The 17,623-nt window shown below is 64.0% G+C and carries 19 protein-coding genes; 6 read left to right on the top strand and 13 right to left on the bottom strand.

All coding sequences use genetic code 11. The annotated features are described in order from the left end of the window. The first annotated feature begins 205 nt into the window (after positions 1-205). The gene (locus tag NVV93_RS01475; protein WP_258252695.1) at positions 206-1,546 is read left to right on the top strand and encodes a DUF1329 domain-containing protein; all 1,341 of its coding nucleotides are present in this window, start codon (positions 206-208) and stop codon (positions 1,544-1,546) included. A 73-nt stretch (positions 1,547-1,619) separates the two neighbouring features. Here NVV93_RS01475 and NVV93_RS01480 read toward each other — a convergent pair whose 3' ends face one another. The 12 genes from NVV93_RS01480 to NVV93_RS01535 form a co-directional block, all read right to left on the bottom strand. Next, a complete protein-coding gene (locus tag NVV93_RS01480) occupies positions 1,620-1,874 on the bottom strand; it encodes a hypothetical protein (RefSeq protein WP_258252696.1) in 255 nt (84 codons plus the stop codon). A 42-nt stretch (positions 1,875-1,916) separates the two neighbouring features. Then, positions 1,917-2,240, bottom strand: coding sequence for a DUF3392 domain-containing protein (locus NVV93_RS01485; RefSeq protein ID WP_258252697.1), 324 nt, complete (start codon positions 2,238-2,240; stop codon positions 1,917-1,919). Positions 2,241-2,248: 8 nt separating this feature from the next. Beyond that, a complete protein-coding gene (gene hemW, locus NVV93_RS01490; RefSeq protein WP_258252698.1) occupies positions 2,249-3,478 on the bottom strand; it encodes a radical SAM family heme chaperone HemW in 1,230 nt (409 codons plus the stop codon). Next, positions 3,475-4,071 (bottom strand): RdgB/HAM1 family non-canonical purine NTP pyrophosphatase, encoded by a 597-nt coding sequence (gene rdgB / locus NVV93_RS01495; protein ID WP_258252699.1) that lies wholly within the window; start codon positions 4,069-4,071, stop codon positions 3,475-3,477. Before rdgB ends, hemW begins: the two co-directional genes overlap by 4 nt. Then, a complete protein-coding gene (locus tag NVV93_RS01500; RefSeq protein WP_258252700.1) occupies positions 4,068-4,487 on the bottom strand; it encodes a DUF4426 domain-containing protein in 420 nt (139 codons plus the stop codon). The genes rdgB and NVV93_RS01500 overlap by 4 nt, the downstream gene beginning before the upstream one ends. A gap of 23 nt (positions 4,488-4,510) precedes the next feature. After that, on the bottom strand, positions 4,511-5,131 hold the full coding sequence (metW, locus tag NVV93_RS01505) for a methionine biosynthesis protein MetW (RefSeq protein ID WP_258252701.1): 621 nt from the start codon (positions 5,129-5,131) through the stop codon (positions 4,511-4,513). Between the two features lie 2 nt (positions 5,132-5,133). Further along, positions 5,134-6,273, bottom strand: a complete 1,140-nt coding sequence (locus tag NVV93_RS01510) for a homoserine O-acetyltransferase (protein ID WP_258252702.1) — start codon at positions 6,271-6,273, stop codon at positions 5,134-5,136. A 118-nt stretch (positions 6,274-6,391) separates the two neighbouring features. Continuing rightward, entirely contained in the window at positions 6,392-8,371 is a 1,980-nt protein-coding gene (locus tag NVV93_RS01515; protein ID WP_258252703.1) for a dynamin-like GTPase family protein, read from the bottom strand. 158 nt (positions 8,372-8,529) lie between these two features. Then, entirely contained in the window at positions 8,530-8,823 is a 294-nt protein-coding gene (locus NVV93_RS01520; protein ID WP_258252704.1) for a DUF167 domain-containing protein, read from the bottom strand. A 22-nt stretch (positions 8,824-8,845) separates the two neighbouring features. Continuing rightward, positions 8,846-9,439: a YggT family protein gene (locus NVV93_RS01525; protein ID WP_258252705.1), complete on the bottom strand. Its 594-nt coding sequence runs from the start codon at positions 9,437-9,439 to the stop codon at positions 8,846-8,848. 10 nt (positions 9,440-9,449) lie between these two features. Next, positions 9,450-10,271: a pyrroline-5-carboxylate reductase gene (gene proC, locus NVV93_RS01530; RefSeq protein WP_258252706.1), complete on the bottom strand. Its 822-nt coding sequence runs from the start codon at positions 10,269-10,271 to the stop codon at positions 9,450-9,452. 11 nt (positions 10,272-10,282) lie between these two features. Then, positions 10,283-10,990 carry a YggS family pyridoxal phosphate-dependent enzyme gene (locus NVV93_RS01535; protein ID WP_258252707.1) on the bottom strand — a complete coding sequence of 236 codons (708 nt, stop codon included), beginning with the start codon at positions 10,988-10,990 and terminating at the stop codon, positions 10,283-10,285. Positions 10,991-11,053: 63 nt separating this feature from the next. Between NVV93_RS01535 and pilT the strand changes: the two genes are divergently transcribed. Next, positions 11,054-12,088, top strand: a complete 1,035-nt coding sequence (pilT, locus tag NVV93_RS01540) for a type IV pilus twitching motility protein PilT (RefSeq protein WP_258252708.1) — start codon at positions 11,054-11,056, stop codon at positions 12,086-12,088. Between the two features lie 62 nt (positions 12,089-12,150). Then, a complete protein-coding gene (locus NVV93_RS01545; RefSeq protein WP_258252709.1) occupies positions 12,151-13,296 on the top strand; it encodes a PilT/PilU family type 4a pilus ATPase in 1,146 nt (381 codons plus the stop codon). 46 nt (positions 13,297-13,342) lie between these two features. On the opposite strand, the gene NVV93_RS01550 is transcribed toward NVV93_RS01545, so the two are convergent. After that, entirely contained in the window at positions 13,343-13,942 is a 600-nt protein-coding gene (locus NVV93_RS01550) for a C40 family peptidase (RefSeq protein WP_258254260.1), read from the bottom strand. A gap of 285 nt (positions 13,943-14,227) precedes the next feature. On the opposite strand from NVV93_RS01550, the gene NVV93_RS01555 reads away from it, so the two are divergent. The 3 genes from NVV93_RS01555 to NVV93_RS01565 all read left to right on the top strand — a co-directional run bounded on the left by NVV93_RS01555 (position 14,228) and on the right by NVV93_RS01565 (position 17,410). Further along, on the top strand, positions 14,228-14,629 hold the full coding sequence (locus NVV93_RS01555) for a TM2 domain-containing protein (RefSeq protein ID WP_258252710.1): 402 nt from the start codon (positions 14,228-14,230) through the stop codon (positions 14,627-14,629). 220 nt (positions 14,630-14,849) lie between these two features. After that, complete coding sequence (locus NVV93_RS01560) at positions 14,850-16,226, top strand: cystathionine beta-synthase (protein WP_258252711.1); 1,377 nt, start codon at positions 14,850-14,852, stop codon at positions 16,224-16,226. Continuing rightward, positions 16,223-17,410: a cystathionine gamma-synthase gene (locus NVV93_RS01565; RefSeq protein ID WP_258252712.1), complete on the top strand. Its 1,188-nt coding sequence runs from the start codon at positions 16,223-16,225 to the stop codon at positions 17,408-17,410. The genes NVV93_RS01560 and NVV93_RS01565 overlap by 4 nt, the downstream gene beginning before the upstream one ends. Positions 17,411-17,623 lie beyond the last annotated feature (213 nt).

The raw sequence follows: 17,623 nt of genomic DNA on the forward strand, positions 1-17,623 counted from the left end.
GTATTGGCGACTGCGTAACTGTGCGCTGTGTCACAAGACAGTGTGCGGCGACTGCCCTACCATGCGCCCCGGCCGCTCGCCGGCCGCGCATGGATGCACCTCGACCGGCCGCTGCCGGGACTCGCCAGGCAGGCCTTCTGAGAGCAACCCACCAGCCCGCAGGTGCTGGAGCGACGTCGTCACGTCGCGGCGAGGAGAATCCGCTTTGAAATCGTTAGCAGTTCTATTGTTGGCGCTGGCAGCATTGCCGGCGCAGGCCAAGGTCGATAGCCAGCAGGCCGCTCGGCTCGGTGAGGATCTCACGCCGCTGGGCGGTGAGCGCGCCGGCAACGCTGCCGGCACCATCGGCGCCTGGGAGGGCGGTCTGGCCACGCCGATCGCCGGCTATCAGCCGGGCATGCATCATCCCGACCCATATGCCGCCGATGCTGTGCAATACGTGGTCAACCAGGCCAATCAGGCGCAGTACCAGGCGCTGCTAACGCCGGGCATGCAGCAGTTGCTGGCCAGTCATCCGGATTACTACCTGCGCGTCATGCCCAGCCACCGCAGCGCCGCGGCGCCGCAACGGATCTACGACGCGACGCGCTTCAACGCCCTGAATGCCGAGCTGATTTCCGGCGGCAACGGCGTCGAGGGTGCTGCCGCGGGGATTCCCTTCCCGCTGCCGAAGACCGGCCAGGAAGCGATCTGGAACCACGTGATGCGCTATCGCGGTGAGCAGATCCACCTGATCACCAACCAGGCGGCGGTGCTCGCCAACGGCAGCTACAACCTGCTCAAGCTGGATCGTGAGATCTACTTCGTCTACGGCCGCGACGGCATCACCCCCAAGGGCCTGGACAACACGCTGTTCTATTACAAGTACAAGATCGTCGCGCCGGCCAAGCTGGCCGGTTCGGCGCTGGTGGTGCAGGAAACCCTCGATCAGGTGCTGTCGATCCGCAAGGCCTGGCGCTTCAACCGTGGCGAGCGGCGCGTGCGCCGTCTGCCGATGCTGGCCTTCGATAGCCTGCAGCCGGACACCAACGGCATGGCCACCGCGGACATGGTCGATTCCTACAACGGCGCGCCGGACCGCTACGACTGGACGCTGCTCGGCAAGCGGGAAATGCTCGTGCCCTACAACAGCTACGCCGTGCACCAGCAGGGCATCGCCTACGAGACGATCCTCAAGCGCAAGACCGTCAATCCCGAGCTGCTGCGCTACGAGCCGCACCGCGTCTGGGTGGTCGAGGCGCAGCTGCGCACCGGCTTCAGCCATCCGTATGCCAAGCGGCGTTTCTATCTGGATGAAGACAGCTGGCAGATCCTCGCCGTCGATCTATACGACAAGCACGATGCGCTGGTCGGCCTGCAGGAAAGTCATCCGATCAGCTATTACGATGCGCCGATGTTCGGCAGCACCCTGGAAACCATCTACGACTTTCCGGGTGATCGTTACTTCGCCGACGGCTTGGACAACAACGAGCCGATGTACGACTTCCGGGCCCCGCTCAGCCCGCGCGACTTCACCCCGCAAGCGCTGCGCCGCGAAGGCAACTGAGTCTACCCCCCAAGAAAAAACCGCCTTCTGGCGGTTTTTTTATGCCTGCCTACCAGCAGCCTCGTGGGCAGACTCAATCGACCAGTTCGGCACCGACGATGGTCGGCTCCGGTAAGGCGATGGGTGCCGGGCTGATCTGCAGGTACTTGATGCTCTCGCGCGGGATCAGCAGCAAGTCGCCGTCCACTTCGATGCTCAGAAACGGCGACTCCAGCTGCCTGCGCAGGCCGCGCGCGATGGCTACTAAGTCTTCACTCTGCTGCGGAAAGCGCAGGGTCAGGTGCTGGCCGTCCTGGAAATACAGGTACAGGTGTTTGAGTGGCTTCATGACGCGCTCCTTGGCTGGCGACAGCCAAGGAGGGCCATCTACCTAGTTGCGATCGGCGATCACGCCGATCAGGAAGAAGACTAGTAGCAGCACCGGCGCCAGGGTGTAGTTGTTGAAATACCCCAGCCCTTTCGCCAGCCAGGGGGTCAGGTAGATCATCGCCAGGCCGTAGCCCACCGCGCAGATCAGCACGAACAGCAGGGTGCGGAAGATGAAGTTCAGGCCGCCGATGCGCTGCTGGATCCAGCTGTTGATGCCCGGACCGAACAGCACCAGCAGGGTGGCCATCACCGCGAGCGAGATGTCGTAGAGGTGCCCGCGGGTCCAGCGAGACAGGGTGGCGATCAGATCGAGTAGCAGGTCCATGTGCGTCCTTAGGGCAAGAAGAGTTGCAGCAGGTCGTTGAGAAACAGTTGGCCCTTGGCGCTGGCGACCAGACGTTCGGGATCGGCCAGCAGCAGCCCGCGGGCTTCGCCCTCGCGGCGCGCGGCATCAAGGCTGGCCAGCGGCAGGCCGGTGCGTTCGGCGAACAGCGCGGCCGGCGCACCCTGGCTGAGGCGCAGGATATTCATCAGGAATTCGAAGGGCAGCTCGTCGGCGCCCAGCTGGCGCTCGCCGGCCTGGAAGCGCTTGGCCGGGTCGAGATAGTCCTTGGGCAAGCGGGTCTTCCAGCTGCGCTGGATATGGCCATCCGGGCTGCTCAGCTTGGCGTGGGCGCCGGCGCCGATGCCGAGGAAGTCGCCGAAGCTCCAGTAATTCAGGTTATGCCGGGCCTGGCGACCCTCGCGGGCATAGGCCGAGACTTCGTACTGGGCATAGCCATGCTCGGCGAGCAGCGCCTGACCAGCTTCCTGAATGTCCCAGAGGATGTCGTCCTCTGGCAGCAGCGGCGGCTGGCTCCAGAACACCGTGTTCGGCTCCAGGGTCAGCTGGTACCAGGACAAATGGGTCGGCGCCTGGGCGATGGCGGTGCGCAGGTCGGCCAGGGCGTCCTCGACTGTCTGCCCCGGCAGGCCGTGCATCAGGTCAAGGTTGAAATTATCGAAGCCGGCGGCGCGCGCCATATCGGCGGCGCGGATCGCCTCGGCGCCATCGTGGATCCGTCCGAGCGCCTTGAGCTGGCTTTCCTGAAAGCTCTGGATGCCGATCGACAGGCGATTGATGCCCAGCGCCCGGTAGGCGCTGAACTTGGCCTGTTCAAAGGTGCCGGGGTTGGCTTCCAGGGTGATCTCGATGTCGCCGGCGAAGCGGATGCGTTGCTCGACGCCGGCCAGCAAACGGCCCAGCGCGTCGGCACTGAACAGGCTGGGCGTGCCGCCGCCAAAGAAAATCGAGGTCAGCTCCCGGCCATGCACGTGGCCCAGATCGGCATCCAGATCGGCGAGCAGGGCGTCGACATAGGCGGCTTCGGGTAGTTCGGGGCCGGCGGCGTGGGAATTGAAGTCGCAGTACGGGCATTTGCGCACGCACCAGGGAATGTGGATGTACAGCGACAACGGCGGCAACTGGAAGCCGTTGGGCCGCGCATCGGAGCGGTCCTCGCGCCCGTCCGCAGACGGCACAATCCGCAGCGTTTGCACGCCGCCAGCAGGCTGCTCGTTCATGCCAGGCCCAGGCGTTGCTTGAGCTGGGCCATGGCCCGCGCCCGGTGGCTGAGCTGGTTCTTCTCGGCGGGCGTCAGTTCGGCGCTCGAGCAGTTGCGCTCGGGCACCCAGAACAGCGGGTCGTAGCCGAAGCCATGCGCACCGCTGGCGGCATGCAGGATGCGCCCGTGCCAGAGGCCTTCGCAGAGAATCGGCAGGGGGTCGTCGGCATGCCGCAGCAACGCCAGGGCGCAGACGAATTGCGCGCCGCGCTCGGCGTCCGGGACATCCTTGAGCACTTCCAGCAGCTTGGCATTGTTGGCCGCATCGCCCTGGCCATCGGCATAGCGGGCGGAATAGATGCCGGGTGCACCGCCTAGGAAATCCACCGCCAGCCCCGAGTCGTCGGCCAGCGCCGGCAAGCCAGACACCTTGGCGGCGTGGCGGGCCTTGAGGATCGCGTTCTCGATGAACGTCAGGCCGGTTTCTTCCGGTTCGTGACTGCTGAACTCGCCGACCGAGCGCACCACGATGCGTTCGCCGAGCATGGCCTGGAGTTCTTTGAGCTTGCCGGCGTTATGGCTGGCCAGCACCAGTTGGCTGAGCGGTTTCATGGATCGGGGAAGAACTCCTGGCTGAAGTCGAAGCTGTGCGGCGCGCCGGCGCCGACTTGCACCTGCACGCGGAAGCGCAGCATTTCCTGCTGATCGAAGGGAAACTGCGCCAGGTAGTAGATGGCGCCGCTGTCGTTGACCTGCTTGAAGGTTAGTGGCCGCGCCTTGCCGAGCAGATCGGTGACCGAGCCGCTGACAGTCGCGGTACTGGCCTTGCCGGCCTTGAGCACGGCAATGTTGAGCACGCCCTGGGTCTTGCTGCGGGTCAGGCCGGTGGCGGCGGCCGTATCGGGTTGCAGGTAGCTGGAGTTGAAGGCGCTGTAATGCACGTCCAGATCGCCGAAGCTTTGTTTGCGCTCGGCCAGCGCCGGCAGGGCCAGGCACAGGGCGCAGAAAAACAGGATGAGGCGACGCATGGGATTCTCCTTGTACGGGCAGGTCAGACGGCGATGCGGTGATCCAGCACGCCAGGTCCGCTGACGCGATAGATGCCGATCTCACCTAACAGGTTAGGCCAAAGCCGGCTGGCGAAACTGTCGCGGTGTTGCTGGTCGACGGCCAGGCGGTCGAGCACCTTGACCTGGCGCTCGCGGCACAGTGCCTCGAAATCCTTGAAGGTGCAGAAATGGATGTTCGGCGTGTTGTACCAGGTGTACGGGAGGAATTCCGACACCGGCATGCGTCCGTTGCGCGCCAGATACCAGCGGCAGCGCCAGTGACCGAAGTTGGGGAAGGTGATGATGCAGGTCTTGCCGACCCGCAGCATCTCTTCGAGGATCCGGTCCGGGTAGTGCACGGCCTGCAGGGCTTGGGTCATCACCACTACGTCGAAGCTGTTGCTGGCGAAGTTGCCCAGCCCTTCGTCGAGGTTCTGCTCGATGACATTGACGCCTTTGTCGATGCACTCGGCGATGTTGGCCGGATCGATTTCCAGGCCATAGCCACTGACCTGCTTGTGCTCGCCCAGCCAGGCCAGCAGTTCGCCGTTGCCGCAGCCGAGGTCGAGCACGCGGCTGCCGGCGGGGATCCAGTCTTGGATGATTTCCAGGTCGGCACGCATGGTTACACCAGAATCCTGTTCATGTAGCTGCTGAAGGCCTGCAGGTAGCGCGGGATCGGGATGAGGAAGGCATCGTGGCCCTGTGGCGCGTCGATCTCCAGGTAGGAGACGTTCTTGCGCGCGGCGAGTAGCGCATCGACCAGCTCGCGTGAGCGGGCCGGCGAGAAGCGCCAGTCGGTGGTGAACGACATCACGCAGAAGTCCGCCTGCGCACCGGCCAGGGTCTTGGCCAGATTGCCATCGTGAGCGGCGGCCGGGTCGAAGTAGTCCAGCGCCTTGGTCATCAGCAGGTAGGTGTTGGCATCGAAACGCCCAGAAAACTCTTCGCCCTGATAGCGCAGGTAGCTTTCGACCTGGAATTCGACGCTGTGGAAGTCGTAATTGAGCTTCTCGCTCTTCAGCCCGCGGCCGAATTTCTCGCCCATGGCGTCATCCGACAGGTAGGTGATATGGCCGACCATGCGCGCCAGCATCAGGCCGCGCTTGGGGATCACGTTTTGTTCCTGGAAATGCCCGCCATGAAACTCCGGGTCGGTGAGGATCGCCTGGCGCGCCACTTCGTTGAAGGCGATGTTCTGAGCCGAGAGCTTGGGCGCCGAGGCAATTGCCAGGCAATGACGGATGCGCTCCGGGTAGCTGATGCTCCATTGCAGCGCCTGCATGCCGCCCAGGCTGCCGCCCACCACGGCGGCCCATTGGCCGATGCCGAGGCGGTCAGCCAGGCGCGCCTGGCTGTTGACCCAGTCTTCCACGGTCATCACCGGGAAATCCGCGCCGAACGGTTTGCCGGTCGCCGGATTGACGCTCGACGGGCCGGTCGAACCGTTGCAGCCGCCGAGATTGTTGAGGCTGACGACAAAGAATTTGTTGGTATCGATTGGCTTGCCGGGACCGATGCAGCTATCCCACCAGCCGGGCTTGCGCTCGTCGGCGCTGTGATAGCCGGCGGCGTGATGATGGCCGGAGAGCGCGTGGCAGATCAGCACGGCGTTGCTGCGCGCGGCGTTCAGCTGGCCATAGGTCTCGTACACCAGCCGGTAATCGGCCAGGCTGCGACCGCAGGCCAGGGACAAGGGTTCAGGGAAATCGGCAACCTGGGGAATCACCAGGCCGACGGAGTCTTCGGGAAAGACGGTGGGCATCGACCCTGCTCTTTATCGGGGGAGGGCGCCAGTCTAAAGAGCACCGCCCCGTGCGGCAAGCAATCGGGGCGGTGGGCTAATGCCTTGAAAAAACGCTACAAAAAACGGCGCTGGGGGATCAGTCGGTGCCTTGCTGGTAGTTGGCCACCGGCAAGGTCACGACCTTGCCCTGGCGCTGGATCGGCGCCGGGCGGCGCAAGGTGCGCAGTATCTCCGCGGCCTGCTGCAACTGTTGCTCGAGCTCGCCGCTGTAGCGCAGCAATTGCTCACCGCGCACGCGCGCCTGCTGGGTGTCCTGGGCCAGCGACTTGAGGCGCAGCATGTGGCTTTCGAGCAGTTGCTTGTGTTCCAGGGTGTATTGCATCAGCGGCATCAGCGCATCGTGTGCCCACTGTTCGGCGTCCTGGCGCAGGCGCATGTGCAGGCCGATGAGTTCCTGCACCAGGGTGGCGAAGAAGCGTCGGGTCAGCACGCGCTTCTCGGTCAGCAGGGTTTTCATCTGCAGGCGGAACTGGTCGGCCTTAACGCGCAGCTGCTTGAGCTCACGCTGGTAGCGCTGGATCTCGAACAACGGCGCATCGATGCCGTTCAACGGATTCTCTTCGTTGTGCCGTCGATAGATGGCGCTGACCATCTTGTTGGCCATTTCCGCTTCCTGGCCGAGGCTGTGCAGGTCGTGGTCGACCGAACGAAAGAAATGCAGGATCGCCTGATTGATGCCAAGCGTGGTCCAGCTGCCGCTGAGGTTCTCGCGCACCTTGACCACATGCTCTTCGAGGCGCTCGGCATTCACCGCGGCGCAGAGCAGATCACCCTGGCGCTTGAGCAGGCGCTGATTGGTTTTCAGGCTGAGCAGGCGTTTGTGGTGCTGGCTGTGGTCGTCCTTGGTTTTGGCGGTCATCTCGAACAGCAGTTGGCCGTTGTCCTGCTGATGGCTGGACAGCTGGCCTTGTTGTTCGCGGACCTTTTCCAGGCGCAGGTTGAGCACGTGCTGGCTGTTTTGCACCAGGGCCAGCACTTGATTGACCACACGCTGTTCGAGCAGGCGCTCCTTCTGCGCGACGATGCGTTCGCAGAGCAGGTTTTCCAGGTTTTCCATCTGGCTGCGCTTGAGCAGGGCGGCGTCGCCGCGCACCTTGGCCAGCAGCGCCTGCTTGGCCGACAGCGGCAGCACCTCGGTCTGGGCGATACCGAGCTGTTTGGCGGTGGCGCTCTGGATCTGCGCGATGGCGTTCTGCACGAACGTCTCGCCGGCCAGGTCGTCCCACAGCACGTCGATCTTGTTGAGCACGGCGAACAGGCTGGTCTGGGTGTCTTCGTCGAGCTGGCGGATGTGGTTCTGCCAGATTTCCATGTCGCTGGCGGTCACCCCGGTATCGGCCGACAGCAGGAAGATGATCGCCTGGGCGCTGGGCAGCATCGACAGGGTCAGTTCCGGCTCGCTGCCGAGGGCATTCAGGCCCGGGGTGTCGAGGATGCGCAGGCCCTGGCGCAGCAGCGGATGATCGAAGTTGACGATCGCATGGCGCCAGGCCGGCACCAAAACCAGCCCAGGTTTGCCGGCGCTTTCCAGCATGTCCGGGTGGAAACCAAGCTGGATCGCCTGTTCGACCGGCATCGGTTTGGTCTTTGCCACCTGGGCGAAGGCCTGGACCATGTTGGCCGGGTCGCTGAGGTCCAGGGGAATGTTCACCCAGTGCCGGGGAATACGTTTGAACTGCGAAACGCTGGCATCGGCCAGGCGCGTTTCGATCGGCAGCAGGCGGATGTAGGAGCGTTCCGAGCGCGGGTCGAAGAACAGCTCGGTGGGGCACATGGTGGTGCGCCCGGCCTGCGAGGGCAGCATGCGCTGGCCATATTGGGAGAAGAACAGCGAGTTGATCAGCTCGGTCTTGCCGCGCGAGAATTCGCCAACGAAAGCCAGGGTGATGTGGTCGGTGCGCAGCAGGCGCATGGCCCGTTCCAGACGGGTTTCCATCGCCTCGGAGTTGAGGCGGTTGTGCGCCAGCCAACTGCGGTAGCGCGTGATTTCGCGCATCAGCTCGCGCTTCCACGCGACGTAGGCAGTCACTTGTTGACTGAGACGTTCCATGCTCATCCTGGCTCTCCTGATTGGCTGCGCATCCTGCGGGTCATGGCGGAACTCGGTGCAACGCACGCCGGGCGCGTGCTCCGGGCATTATGCGGGAGGCGTTGGCAGCGTCAATTGGCCCACCTGCCAGCGCCGCCCTAAGGTCGGTCAATCGGGCTGGGCGGTCAGTTGGGGCCGCCGAGGTGCAGTTCATTGGGCAAGCGCTTGGGGCTGCGAATACGCACGCGTTTCTGTCGGTTCAGCTCGCCACTTTCCAGGCTGACCTGGCTTTTCGCCACACCGAAGGCCTTGCCGAGAAAGGCCAACAGCTGGGCATTGGCCTTGCCTTCCACCGGCGGGGCGGTAAGGCGGATCTTCAGCCGCTCACCATGCAGCCCGGCGAACTCGTCGCAGCTGGCCTTGGGCTGCAGGTGGCAGTCGAGGATGAGGTCGGCGCCGTCCCAACGGTACCAGCTCATCCTCGGCTCCGGGCGCGGCCAGTCACAGGAACGGACTGAGCATCTTCGGCATGCCGGTCATTGCCGCCAGGTTGCCGATCACCAGCATGTCCAGCAGGTTCAGCGCGATAAAGGCGAAGATCGGCGAGAGATCCAGGCCGCCGAGGCTCGGCAGGAAGCGCCGAATCGGTGCCAGCAGCGGTTCGCAGATCTGGTTGACCAGTTGCGCCCCCGGGTTGTAGCTGCCCGGTGCCACCCAGGAAAGGATCACGCTGACGATCAGGGCGAAGAAGAACACTTTGAGAAACAGCGAGGTGACGCCGATGATCGACCAGATCAGCACCTGCAAGATGTAGCCGGCCACGCCGTAACCCATCAGGGTCAGGGTCACCACCATCAGCAGCAGCTGGACCAGAATCGCCAGCACCAGCGAGGCCAGATCCAGACCGGCGAAGCCCGGCACCACGCGGCGCAACGGCTTGAGCAACGGCTGGGTGGCCTTGACGATGAACTGGCTGAGCGGGTTATAGAAGTCGGCGCGCACCAGTTGCAGGATGAAACGCAGCAGCACGATCAGCAGGTACAGGCTGCCGAGGGTCTGGATGATGTAGATAAGTGCAGTATTCAGTCCGGTCATGCTTAGCTCCTTATTGGCCCAACTGCTCGGCCAGCTCCGCCGAGCGGTGTGCGGCGGCGTCCAGTGCGTGTTTGACCAGGGTTTCGAAACCGCCGGCCTGGAAGGTTTTGATCGCCGCCTCGGTGGTACCGGCTGGTGAGGTCACCCGGCGGCGCAGTTCGGCGGCGTCGACATCGCTGGCCACCGCCATGCGCGCGGCGCCCAAGGCAGTCTGCAGGGTCAGTTTGGCCGCAGTGTCGCGCGGCAGACCGAGCTGTTCACCGGCGGCGGTCATCGCCTCGATCAGCAGGAAGAAATACGCCGGGCCACTGCCGGAGACGGCGGTGACGGCATCGATCAGCTGTTCCTCATCCAGCCACAGCGCCAGGCCGACGGCGGACAGCAGCTGTTCGGCCTGCTCGCGCTGGACGCTGGATACCGCCGCGTTGGCGTACAAGCCGCTGACTCCTTCGCGCAGCAGTGCCGGGGTGTTGGGCATGCAGCGCACGATGGCGCGCGAGGTGCCCAGCCAGTTTTCCAGGCTGGCGCAGCTGATGCCGGCGGCGATCGAGACGATCAGCGGGTTGCCGGACAGACTCGGCGCCAGAGCCTGGCACACCGCTTTCATAACCTGCGGCTTGACCGACAGGACGATGATCTCGGCGCCTTGGGTGGCCTCGGCGTTGTCGGCGAACACCTGGATGCCGTGCTCGGCGGCAATGCGCGCGCGCTGCTCGGTATTCGGCTCGCTGGCGCGGATGGCGTCGGCCTCCAGGCCCTGGGCACGCAGGCCGCCGATCAGGCTGGCGGCCATGTTGCCGGCGCCGATGAAGGCGATGCGGGGTTGGCTCATAACTAGCTTCCTTATATAGAGGTGGACGCCGGGTAGCCGCGGGCGCCAAACAGGGCGGTGCCGATGCGTACCCAGGTGGCGCCCTCGGCGATGGCGGCTTCGAGGTCGTGGCTCATGCCCATCGAGAGGGTGTCGAGTTCAATCTGTTGTTCGGCCTGCAGCTGCTCGGCCAGTCCGCGCACCCGAGCGAAGGCGGCATGCTGCGCACTGTGCTCCTCGGTCGGTTCGGGGATCGCCATCAAACCGCGTAGCTTCAAGCCGGGCAGTCGGCTGACGGCCGCGGCGAGCTGCGGCAGTTCCTCTGGCGTGCAGCCGGACTTGCTCGCCTCACCGCTGACATTGACTTGCAGACAGATGTTCAATGCCGGCAATTGCGCCGGGCGCAGGCTGGACAGGCGCTCGGCGATTTTCAGCCGGTCCACCGAATGCACCCAGGCGAAATGCTCGGCGATTGTCTTGCATTTGTTTGACTGAATGGGGCCGATGAAATGCCAAATCAAGGATAAGTCGGCCAGCTCCGCTTGCTTGACCAGCGCTTCCTGCAGGTAGTTTTCGCCGAAGTCACACACACCTGCCGCATGGGCTGCGCGGATGTCTGCCGATGGTTTGGTCTTGCTCACCGCGAGCAGGCCGATGGCCTCCGCCGGGCGCCCGCAGGCATGCGCCGCCTCACGAATACGCTCACCGATCTTTGCAATATTCTTCGCTATCGTGGACATTACTTGCGCCCGCCGCTAAGGGTCTGCGGCATTCTACCTGCTTGCTTGTATTTGGGGAGTTCCATGGATATCACCGAGCTGCTGGCCTTCAGTGCCAAGCAAGGCGCTTCAGACCTGCACCTCTCGGCAGGCTTGCCGCCGATGATTCGCGTCGATGGCGATGTGCGGCGGATCAACCTGCCGGCGATGGATCACAAGCAAGTACACGCGCTGATCTACGACATCATGAACGACAAGCAGCGCAAGGATTACGAGGAATTCCTCGAGACCGACTTCTCCTTCGAAGTGCCTGGCGTGGCGCGTTTCCGGGTCAACGCGTTCAATCAGAATCGCGGCGCCGGCGCAGTATTCCGGACCATTCCGTCCAAAGTGCTAAGCATGGAAGACCTCGGCATGGGTGAGGTGTTCAAGAAGATCACCGACGTTCCGCGCGGTCTGGTGCTGGTCACCGGGCCGACCGGCTCGGGTAAATCGACCACCCTGGCGGCGATGCTCGACCACCTCAACAGCACTAAATACCACCACATTCTGACCATCGAAGACCCGATCGAATTCGTTCACGAGTCGAAGAAGTGTCTGGTTAACCAGCGCGAAGTGCACCGCGATACCCTGGGCTTCTCCGAGGCCTTGCGTTCGGCCCTGCGGGAAGACCCGGACATCATCCTGGTCGGCGAGATGCGCGACCTGGAAACCATCCGCCTGGCGCTGACCGCCGCGGAGACCGGGCACTTGGTATTCGGCACCCTGCACACCACCTCCGCGGCCAAGACCATCGACCGGGTGGTCGACGTGTTCCCGGCGGAAGAGAAATCCATGGTTCGCTCGATGCTCTCCGAGTCGCTGCAATCGGTGATCTCGCAGACTCTGCTGAAGAAGGTCGGCGGTGGCCGGGTGGCGGCCCACGAAATCATGATCGGCACCCCGGCGATCCGTAACCTGATCCGCGAGGACAAGGTGGCGCAGATGTATTCGGCGATCCAGACCGGCGGCTCGCTGGGCATGCAGACCCTCGACATGTGCCTCAAGGGCCTGGTCGCCAAGGGCCTGGTCAGCCGCGAGAATGCCCGCGAAAAATCCAAAAACCCGGAAAACTTCTGATCGCAGTGGCCGGCGCTCCGCGTCGGTCAAGGCAGCACGTCGCACGATAGGCGAGAGAACCCATGGAATTTGAAAAGCTGCTGCGTCTGATGGTGGAAAAGGGCGGTTCCGACCTGTTCATTACCGCCGGTGTCCCGCCGTCGATGAAGGTCAATGGCAAGATCATGCCGGTGACCAAGAACGCCATGTCACCGGAGCAGACTCGCGAAACCGTGCTCGGCGTGATGAACGAACAGCAGCGCCGCGACTTCGCCGAGAACCACGAGTGCAACTTCGCCATCAGCGCGCGCGGGATCGGCCGTTTCCGGGTCAGCGCGTTTTATCAGCGCAACTTGGTGGGCATGGTGCTGCGCCGCATCGAGACCAACATCCCGACGCTCGACGAACTCAAACTGCCGGAAATTCTCAAGAAGCTGGCGCTGACCAAGCGCGGCCTGGTGCTGTTCGTCGGCGCCACCGGCACCGGCAAGTCCACCTCGCTGGCGGCGATGATCGGCTACCGCAACAAGAACAGCAGCGGCCACATCATCTCCATCGAAGACCCGATCGAATACATCCACCAGCATCAGAGCTGCATCGTCACCCAGCGCGAAGTGGGTATCGACACCGAGTCCTTCGAAGTGGCGCTGAAGAACACCCTGCGCCAGGCGCCGGACGTGATCCTGATCGGCGAGGTGCGTACCCGCGAGACCATGGACCACGCGGTGGCCTTCGCCGAAACTGGCCACCTGTGCCTGGCCACTTTGCACGCCAACAACGCCAACCAGGCGCTCGACCGGATCATCAACTTCTTCCCCGCCGATCGGCAGCAGCAGGTGTGGATGGATTTGTCGTTGAACCTCAAGGCGATCGTCGCCCAGCAGCTGATTCCGACCCCGGACGGTAAAGGCCGTCGCGCGGTGATCGAGGTGTTGATCAACACCCCGCTGGCCGCCGATCTGATCAAGAAAGGCGAGGTGCACGAACTCAAAGCGTTGATGAAGCGCTCCACCGAGCTGGGCATGCAGACCTTCGACCAAGCGCTGTACAACCTCTACAGCCAGGGCGAGATCACCTACGAAGATGCCTTGCTGTATGCCGACTCGGCCAACGACCTGCGCCTGATGATCAAGCTCGGCTCGGAAACCGATGGCGAGCACCTGACCAGCGTCAGTCAGGGGCTGAGCCTGGAAGTCAGCGAAGATGATCCGGGACGGCGGTTTAGTTGAATGAAAAACGGCGCCCGCGGGCGCCGTTTTTCATGGTCTGCTCGATTCAGCGTTGACTGAGGCGCAGCGGCTCCTTGGCGGGAGCGTGCTCTGGCAGTACGCGCTTGGCCAGCGCGTAGTGGCGCTTCCAGTAGGGCTTGTTGAGATCGCCGATGCTGACCTTCTTGCCGCGCCGCGGGGCGTGGATGAAGCGGTCGTTACCCAGGTAGATGGCCACGTGGTTGATCCGTCGGCTCTTGATGTTGAAGAACAACAGGTCGCCGGGCTCCAGTTCGTTGCGCGCGATTCTCTGACCTTCGCTACGGGCCATGGCATTCGAGGTGCGCGGCAGATCGATTTCGTCGATGGTGCCGAAGGCGTATTTGACCAGGCCGCTGCAGTCGAAGCCCCGTTTCGGGCTGCTGCCGCCCCAGCGGTAGGGCGTGCCGAGCATGTTCACCGCGCGGCTGAGCACTTTGCTGCTATGGGCGGCGGCCAGTGAATCGGGTTGTGCGAAGGCGCTGTACACCCGCGGCACGCTGACAGCGCCGGACTTGGCGGTTTGGCCGGTGGCGCCGGCAGGCAGGGGTTGATAGCGGTTGCTCGCTTGCGCGGCAAGCGGCAAGGAAAGGCAAATGGCTAGCCATATCATGTACATCAAACGCATTTTGGCAGGGCTCATCGTTGATAGCGCCGGACTTTATATCAGCTTTTTTGCGCATTTTTTGACCACTAGTCGGTCCAAAACCCTATCTGCTGACCACTCGCCAGAGACAAATTCCTGCTTTTTTTGAGATTTAAAGGGAGATGACCTAAGGTCGAATAAAGCCCGCTAATTCCCGTGTGACGCGTACTCGCGGGTCGGCGTCAGGGGTGGTTTTCTGTTTGGGGCCGGCCGCTGGTGGGTTAGAGTTTCACCAGTTGCGCAGCATTCACCCGACAGGAGGTAAGCATGGATATGCGGCAGGACACCCACAGCAAGGTCATTGGTTATCTGTTGTGGATCTTCGGATTTCTCGGCGCGCACCGCTTCTATTACGGCAAGCCGGTGACCGGAACGATCTGGTTTTTTACCCTCGGTCTGCTGTTCGTCGGCTGGATCATCGACCTGTTCCTGATCCCGGCGATGGATCGCGAGGCGGAACTGCGCTTCACCGCTGGGCCGACTGACTACAACGTCGCCTGGATCCTGCTGACCTTTCTCGGCATCTTCGGCGTGCACCGTATGTATCAGGGGAAATGGATCAGCGGAATCATTTACCTGTTTACCGGTGGACTGTTCTTCATCGGCGTTCTCTACGACTTCTGGACCCTCAACGATCAGGTCTCGGTGCGCAACGCCCAGCGCGCCTGATCGCCCTGCACGGCTCGAGCCCGCCACTTGGCGGGCTTTGTCGTTCCAGGGCGGCGCGCGCGGTGTGACCGGCTGGCTGGCCACGGTTGCGAGCGACGCAGCCCCCGCCTATGGTCCAAGCGAGGCTCCCCTGCGCCCGAAGAGTTGCTCGCGAAGGCCGCACAGTGGCTCGCCGCAGATTGCTGTTCATCCATGCGGATTCCCGCAGCGAGGTGACGACATGCCGAACGACTCCCGCCCTGCCGTACTCGAACTGATCGGCAACACGCCGCTGGTGCGCATCAGCCGCTTCGATACCGGCCTGTGCACGCTGTTTCTCAAGCTCGAATCGCAGAACCCCGGCGGCTCGATCAAGGACCGCATCGGCCTGGCGATGATCGATACCGCCGAGCGCGACGGCCGCCTGCGTCCCGGCGGCACCATCGTCGAAGCCACTGCCGGCAACACCGGCCTCGGCCTGGCCCTGGTCGGCCGCGCCAAGGGCTACCGGGTGGTGCTGGTGGTGCCGGACAAGATGTCCACCGAGAAGGTCCTGCACCTCAAGGCGATGGGCGCCGAGGTGCATATCACCCGCTCCGACGTCGGCAAGGGCCATCCCGACTACTACCAGGACGTTGCGGCGCGGCTGGCCGCGGAGATTCCCGAGGCGTTCTTCGCCGACCAGTTCAACAACCCGGCCAACCCGCTGGCCCACGAGTGCAGCACCGCCCCGGAGATCTGGGCGCAGACTCAGCATCACCTCGACGCCATCGTCGTCGGCGTCGGTTCGGCCGGCACCCTGACCGGCTTGACCCGCTTCTTTCGCCGCGTACAGCCGGACCTGGCGATGGTGCTGGCCGATCCGGTCGGCTCGGTGGTCGCCGAATACAGCCGCAGCGGCAGCCTCGGCACGCCCGGCTCCTGGGCGGTGGAGGGCATCGGCGAGGACTTCATCCCGTCCATCGCCGACCTCTCCAGCGTGCGTCAGGCCTATTCGATCAGCGACGAGGAAAGCTTCGAGCATGCCCGCCAGCTGCTGCGCGCCGAAGGCATCCTCGGCGGCTCCTCGACCGGCACCTTGCTGGCGGCGGCACTGCGCTACTGCCGCGAGCAAACCGAGCCCAAGCGGGTGGTCAGCTTCGTCTGCGACACCGGCACCCGCTACCTGTCCAAGGTCTACAACGACCAATGGATGACCGATCAGGGCCTGCTTGCGCGCAGGCGCTACGGCGACCTGCGCGACCTGATCGCGCGGCGCTTCGAGGATGGCCGGGTGATCAGCGTCGGCCCGGACGACACCCTGCTCACCGCCTTCCAGCGCATGCGCTTGACCGACGTGTCGCAACTGCCGGTACTGGTGGACGGACAACGGCTGGTCGGCGTGATCGACGAGTCCGATATTCTGCTCGGCGTGCACGCAGACGCTTCGCACTTCCGCATGACCGTGGCCAGCGCGATGACCGACAAGCTGGAGACCCTGCCGCCCGGCGCCAGCCTGGCCGAACTGGAAGCGGAGCTCGACCGCGGGCTGGTGGCGATCATCGCCGACGCCTCGGGCTTCCATGGGCTGATTACCCGCGTCGACATGCTCAATCATTTGCGGAGATCCCTCACATGAGCCAGCACGATGACAGCGCCGCGCCGCGTGCCTTCGCCACCCGGGTGATCCACGCCGGCCAGGCGCCGGACCCCTCGACCGGCGCGCTGATGCCGCCGATCTACGCCAATTCCACCTATGCCCAGCAGAGCCCTGGGGTGCACAAGGGCCTCGACTATGGGCGCTCGCACAACCCCACGCGCTGGGCGCTGGAGCGTTGCGTGGCGGACCTGGAGGGCGGGGCGCAGGCCTTCGCCTTCGCCTCCGGGCTGGCGGCGATCGCTACGGTGCTGGAGCTGTTGGATGCCGGCGCGCATATCGTTTCCGGCAACGACCTGTACGGCGGCACCTACCGCCTGTTCGAGCGCGTGCGCCGGCGCAGCGCCGGGCAGCGCTTCAGCTTCGTCGACCTGGCCGACCCCGCTGCGCTGGAGGCGGCATTGCAGCCGGACACGCGGATGGTCTGGGTCGAGACGCCGAGCAATCCCTTGCTGCGCCTGACCGATTTGGCGGAGGTCGCACGGGTCTGCCGGGACCGCGGGATCATTGCGGTGGCCGACAACACGTTCGCCAGCCCTTGGATTCAGCGGCCGCTGGAGTTGGGTTTCGATGTGGTGGTGCATTCGACCACCAAATACCTGAATGGCCATTCCGACGTGATCGGAGGTATCGCTATCGTCGGCGGCGAGGTGCGCAATGCCGAGTTGCGCGAGCGTCTGGGCTTCCTGCAGAACGCCGTCGGCGCCATCGCCGGGCCGTTCGACAGCTTCCTCACCCTGCGCGGAGTGAAGACCCTGGCGTTACGTATGCAGCGGCATTGCGAAAACGCCCTGGAGTTGGCGCAGTGGCTGGAGCGGCAGCCGCAGGTGGCGCGGGTGTATTACCCCGGGTTGCCCTCGCACCCGCAGCACACCTTGGCGCAGTGGCAGATGCACGGCTTTGGCGGAATGATTTCCGTCGATTTGCGCAGCGACTTGGCTGGCGCCAAGCGCTTCCTCGAAAGCGTGCGGATCTTCGCCCTGGCCGAGAGCCTCGGCGGGGTGGAAAGCCTGATCGAGCATCCGGCGATCATGACCCACGCCAGCATCCCGGCCGAAACCCGCGCGCAGCTCGGCATCGGCGATGCGCTGGTGCGCCTGTCGGTGGGCGTCGAGGATGTCGAAGACTTGCGTGCCGACCTGGCCCAGGCGCTGGCGCAGATCTGACGGGTTCGCGAAGAGGTCAACGTAGGGCGTACTCGCGCAGTAGTACACCGATCGCGGCGGTCGTGGCGGACTGTTCGCTGCGCTCCTGAGCGGCCGGCGCTCCGGTCCGCCTTACGGATGGTGGGGTGAATTCTTGGCGATGTAGATCTGAAGAGCGTTGTAGGAGCGAATTCATTCGCGGATGGGCGTGCGTATCTCTCCCATCGCCAATGA

Source organism: Pseudomonas sp. LS44 (genome assembly GCF_024730785.1).
Classification (GTDB): domain Bacteria; phylum Pseudomonadota; class Gammaproteobacteria; order Pseudomonadales; family Pseudomonadaceae; genus Aquipseudomonas.

What these genes read in the sequence shown, in the direction of transcription:
- NVV93_RS01520 (WP_258252704.1), bottom strand. Translation starts at nt 8,823, where the DNA reads ATGAGCTGGTACCGTTGGGACGGCGCCGACCTCATCCTCGACTGCCAC.
- rdgB (WP_258252699.1), bottom strand. Translation starts at nt 4,071, where the DNA reads ATGAAACCGCTCAGCCAACTGGTGCTGGCCAGCCATAACGCCGGCAAG.
- NVV93_RS01565 (WP_258252712.1), top strand. Translation starts at nt 16,223, where the DNA reads ATGAGCCAGCACGATGACAGCGCCGCGCCGCGTGCCTTCGCCACCCGG.
- proC (WP_258252706.1), bottom strand. Translation starts at nt 10,271, where the DNA reads ATGAGCCAACCCCGCATCGCCTTCATCGGCGCCGGCAACATGGCCGCC.
- NVV93_RS01550 (WP_258254260.1), bottom strand. Translation starts at nt 13,942, where the DNA reads ATGCGTTTGATGTACATGATATGGCTAGCCATTTGCCTTTCCTTGCCG.
- NVV93_RS01500 (WP_258252700.1), bottom strand. Translation starts at nt 4,487, where the DNA reads ATGCGTCGCCTCATCCTGTTTTTCTGCGCCCTGTGCCTGGCCCTGCCG.
- NVV93_RS01480 (WP_258252696.1), bottom strand. Translation starts at nt 1,874, where the DNA reads ATGAAGCCACTCAAACACCTGTACCTGTATTTCCAGGACGGCCAGCAC.
- NVV93_RS01525 (WP_258252705.1), bottom strand. Translation starts at nt 9,439, where the DNA reads ATGACCGGACTGAATACTGCACTTATCTACATCATCCAGACCCTCGGC.
- NVV93_RS01555 (WP_258252710.1), top strand. Translation starts at nt 14,228, where the DNA reads ATGGATATGCGGCAGGACACCCACAGCAAGGTCATTGGTTATCTGTTG.
- NVV93_RS01560 (WP_258252711.1), top strand. Translation starts at nt 14,850, where the DNA reads ATGCCGAACGACTCCCGCCCTGCCGTACTCGAACTGATCGGCAACACG.
- NVV93_RS01515 (WP_258252703.1), bottom strand. Translation starts at nt 8,371, where the DNA reads ATGAGCATGGAACGTCTCAGTCAACAAGTGACTGCCTACGTCGCGTGG.
- NVV93_RS01485 (WP_258252697.1), bottom strand. Translation starts at nt 2,240, where the DNA reads ATGGACCTGCTACTCGATCTGATCGCCACCCTGTCTCGCTGGACCCGC.
- hemW (WP_258252698.1), bottom strand. Translation starts at nt 3,478, where the DNA reads ATGAACGAGCAGCCTGCTGGCGGCGTGCAAACGCTGCGGATTGTGCCG.
- NVV93_RS01545 (WP_258252709.1), top strand. Translation starts at nt 12,151, where the DNA reads ATGGAATTTGAAAAGCTGCTGCGTCTGATGGTGGAAAAGGGCGGTTCC.
- NVV93_RS01535 (WP_258252707.1), bottom strand. Translation starts at nt 10,990, where the DNA reads ATGTCCACGATAGCGAAGAATATTGCAAAGATCGGTGAGCGTATTCGT.
- NVV93_RS01510 (WP_258252702.1), bottom strand. Translation starts at nt 6,273, where the DNA reads ATGCCCACCGTCTTTCCCGAAGACTCCGTCGGCCTGGTGATTCCCCAG.
- pilT (WP_258252708.1), top strand. Translation starts at nt 11,054, where the DNA reads ATGGATATCACCGAGCTGCTGGCCTTCAGTGCCAAGCAAGGCGCTTCA.
- metW (WP_258252701.1), bottom strand. Translation starts at nt 5,131, where the DNA reads ATGCGTGCCGACCTGGAAATCATCCAAGACTGGATCCCCGCCGGCAGC.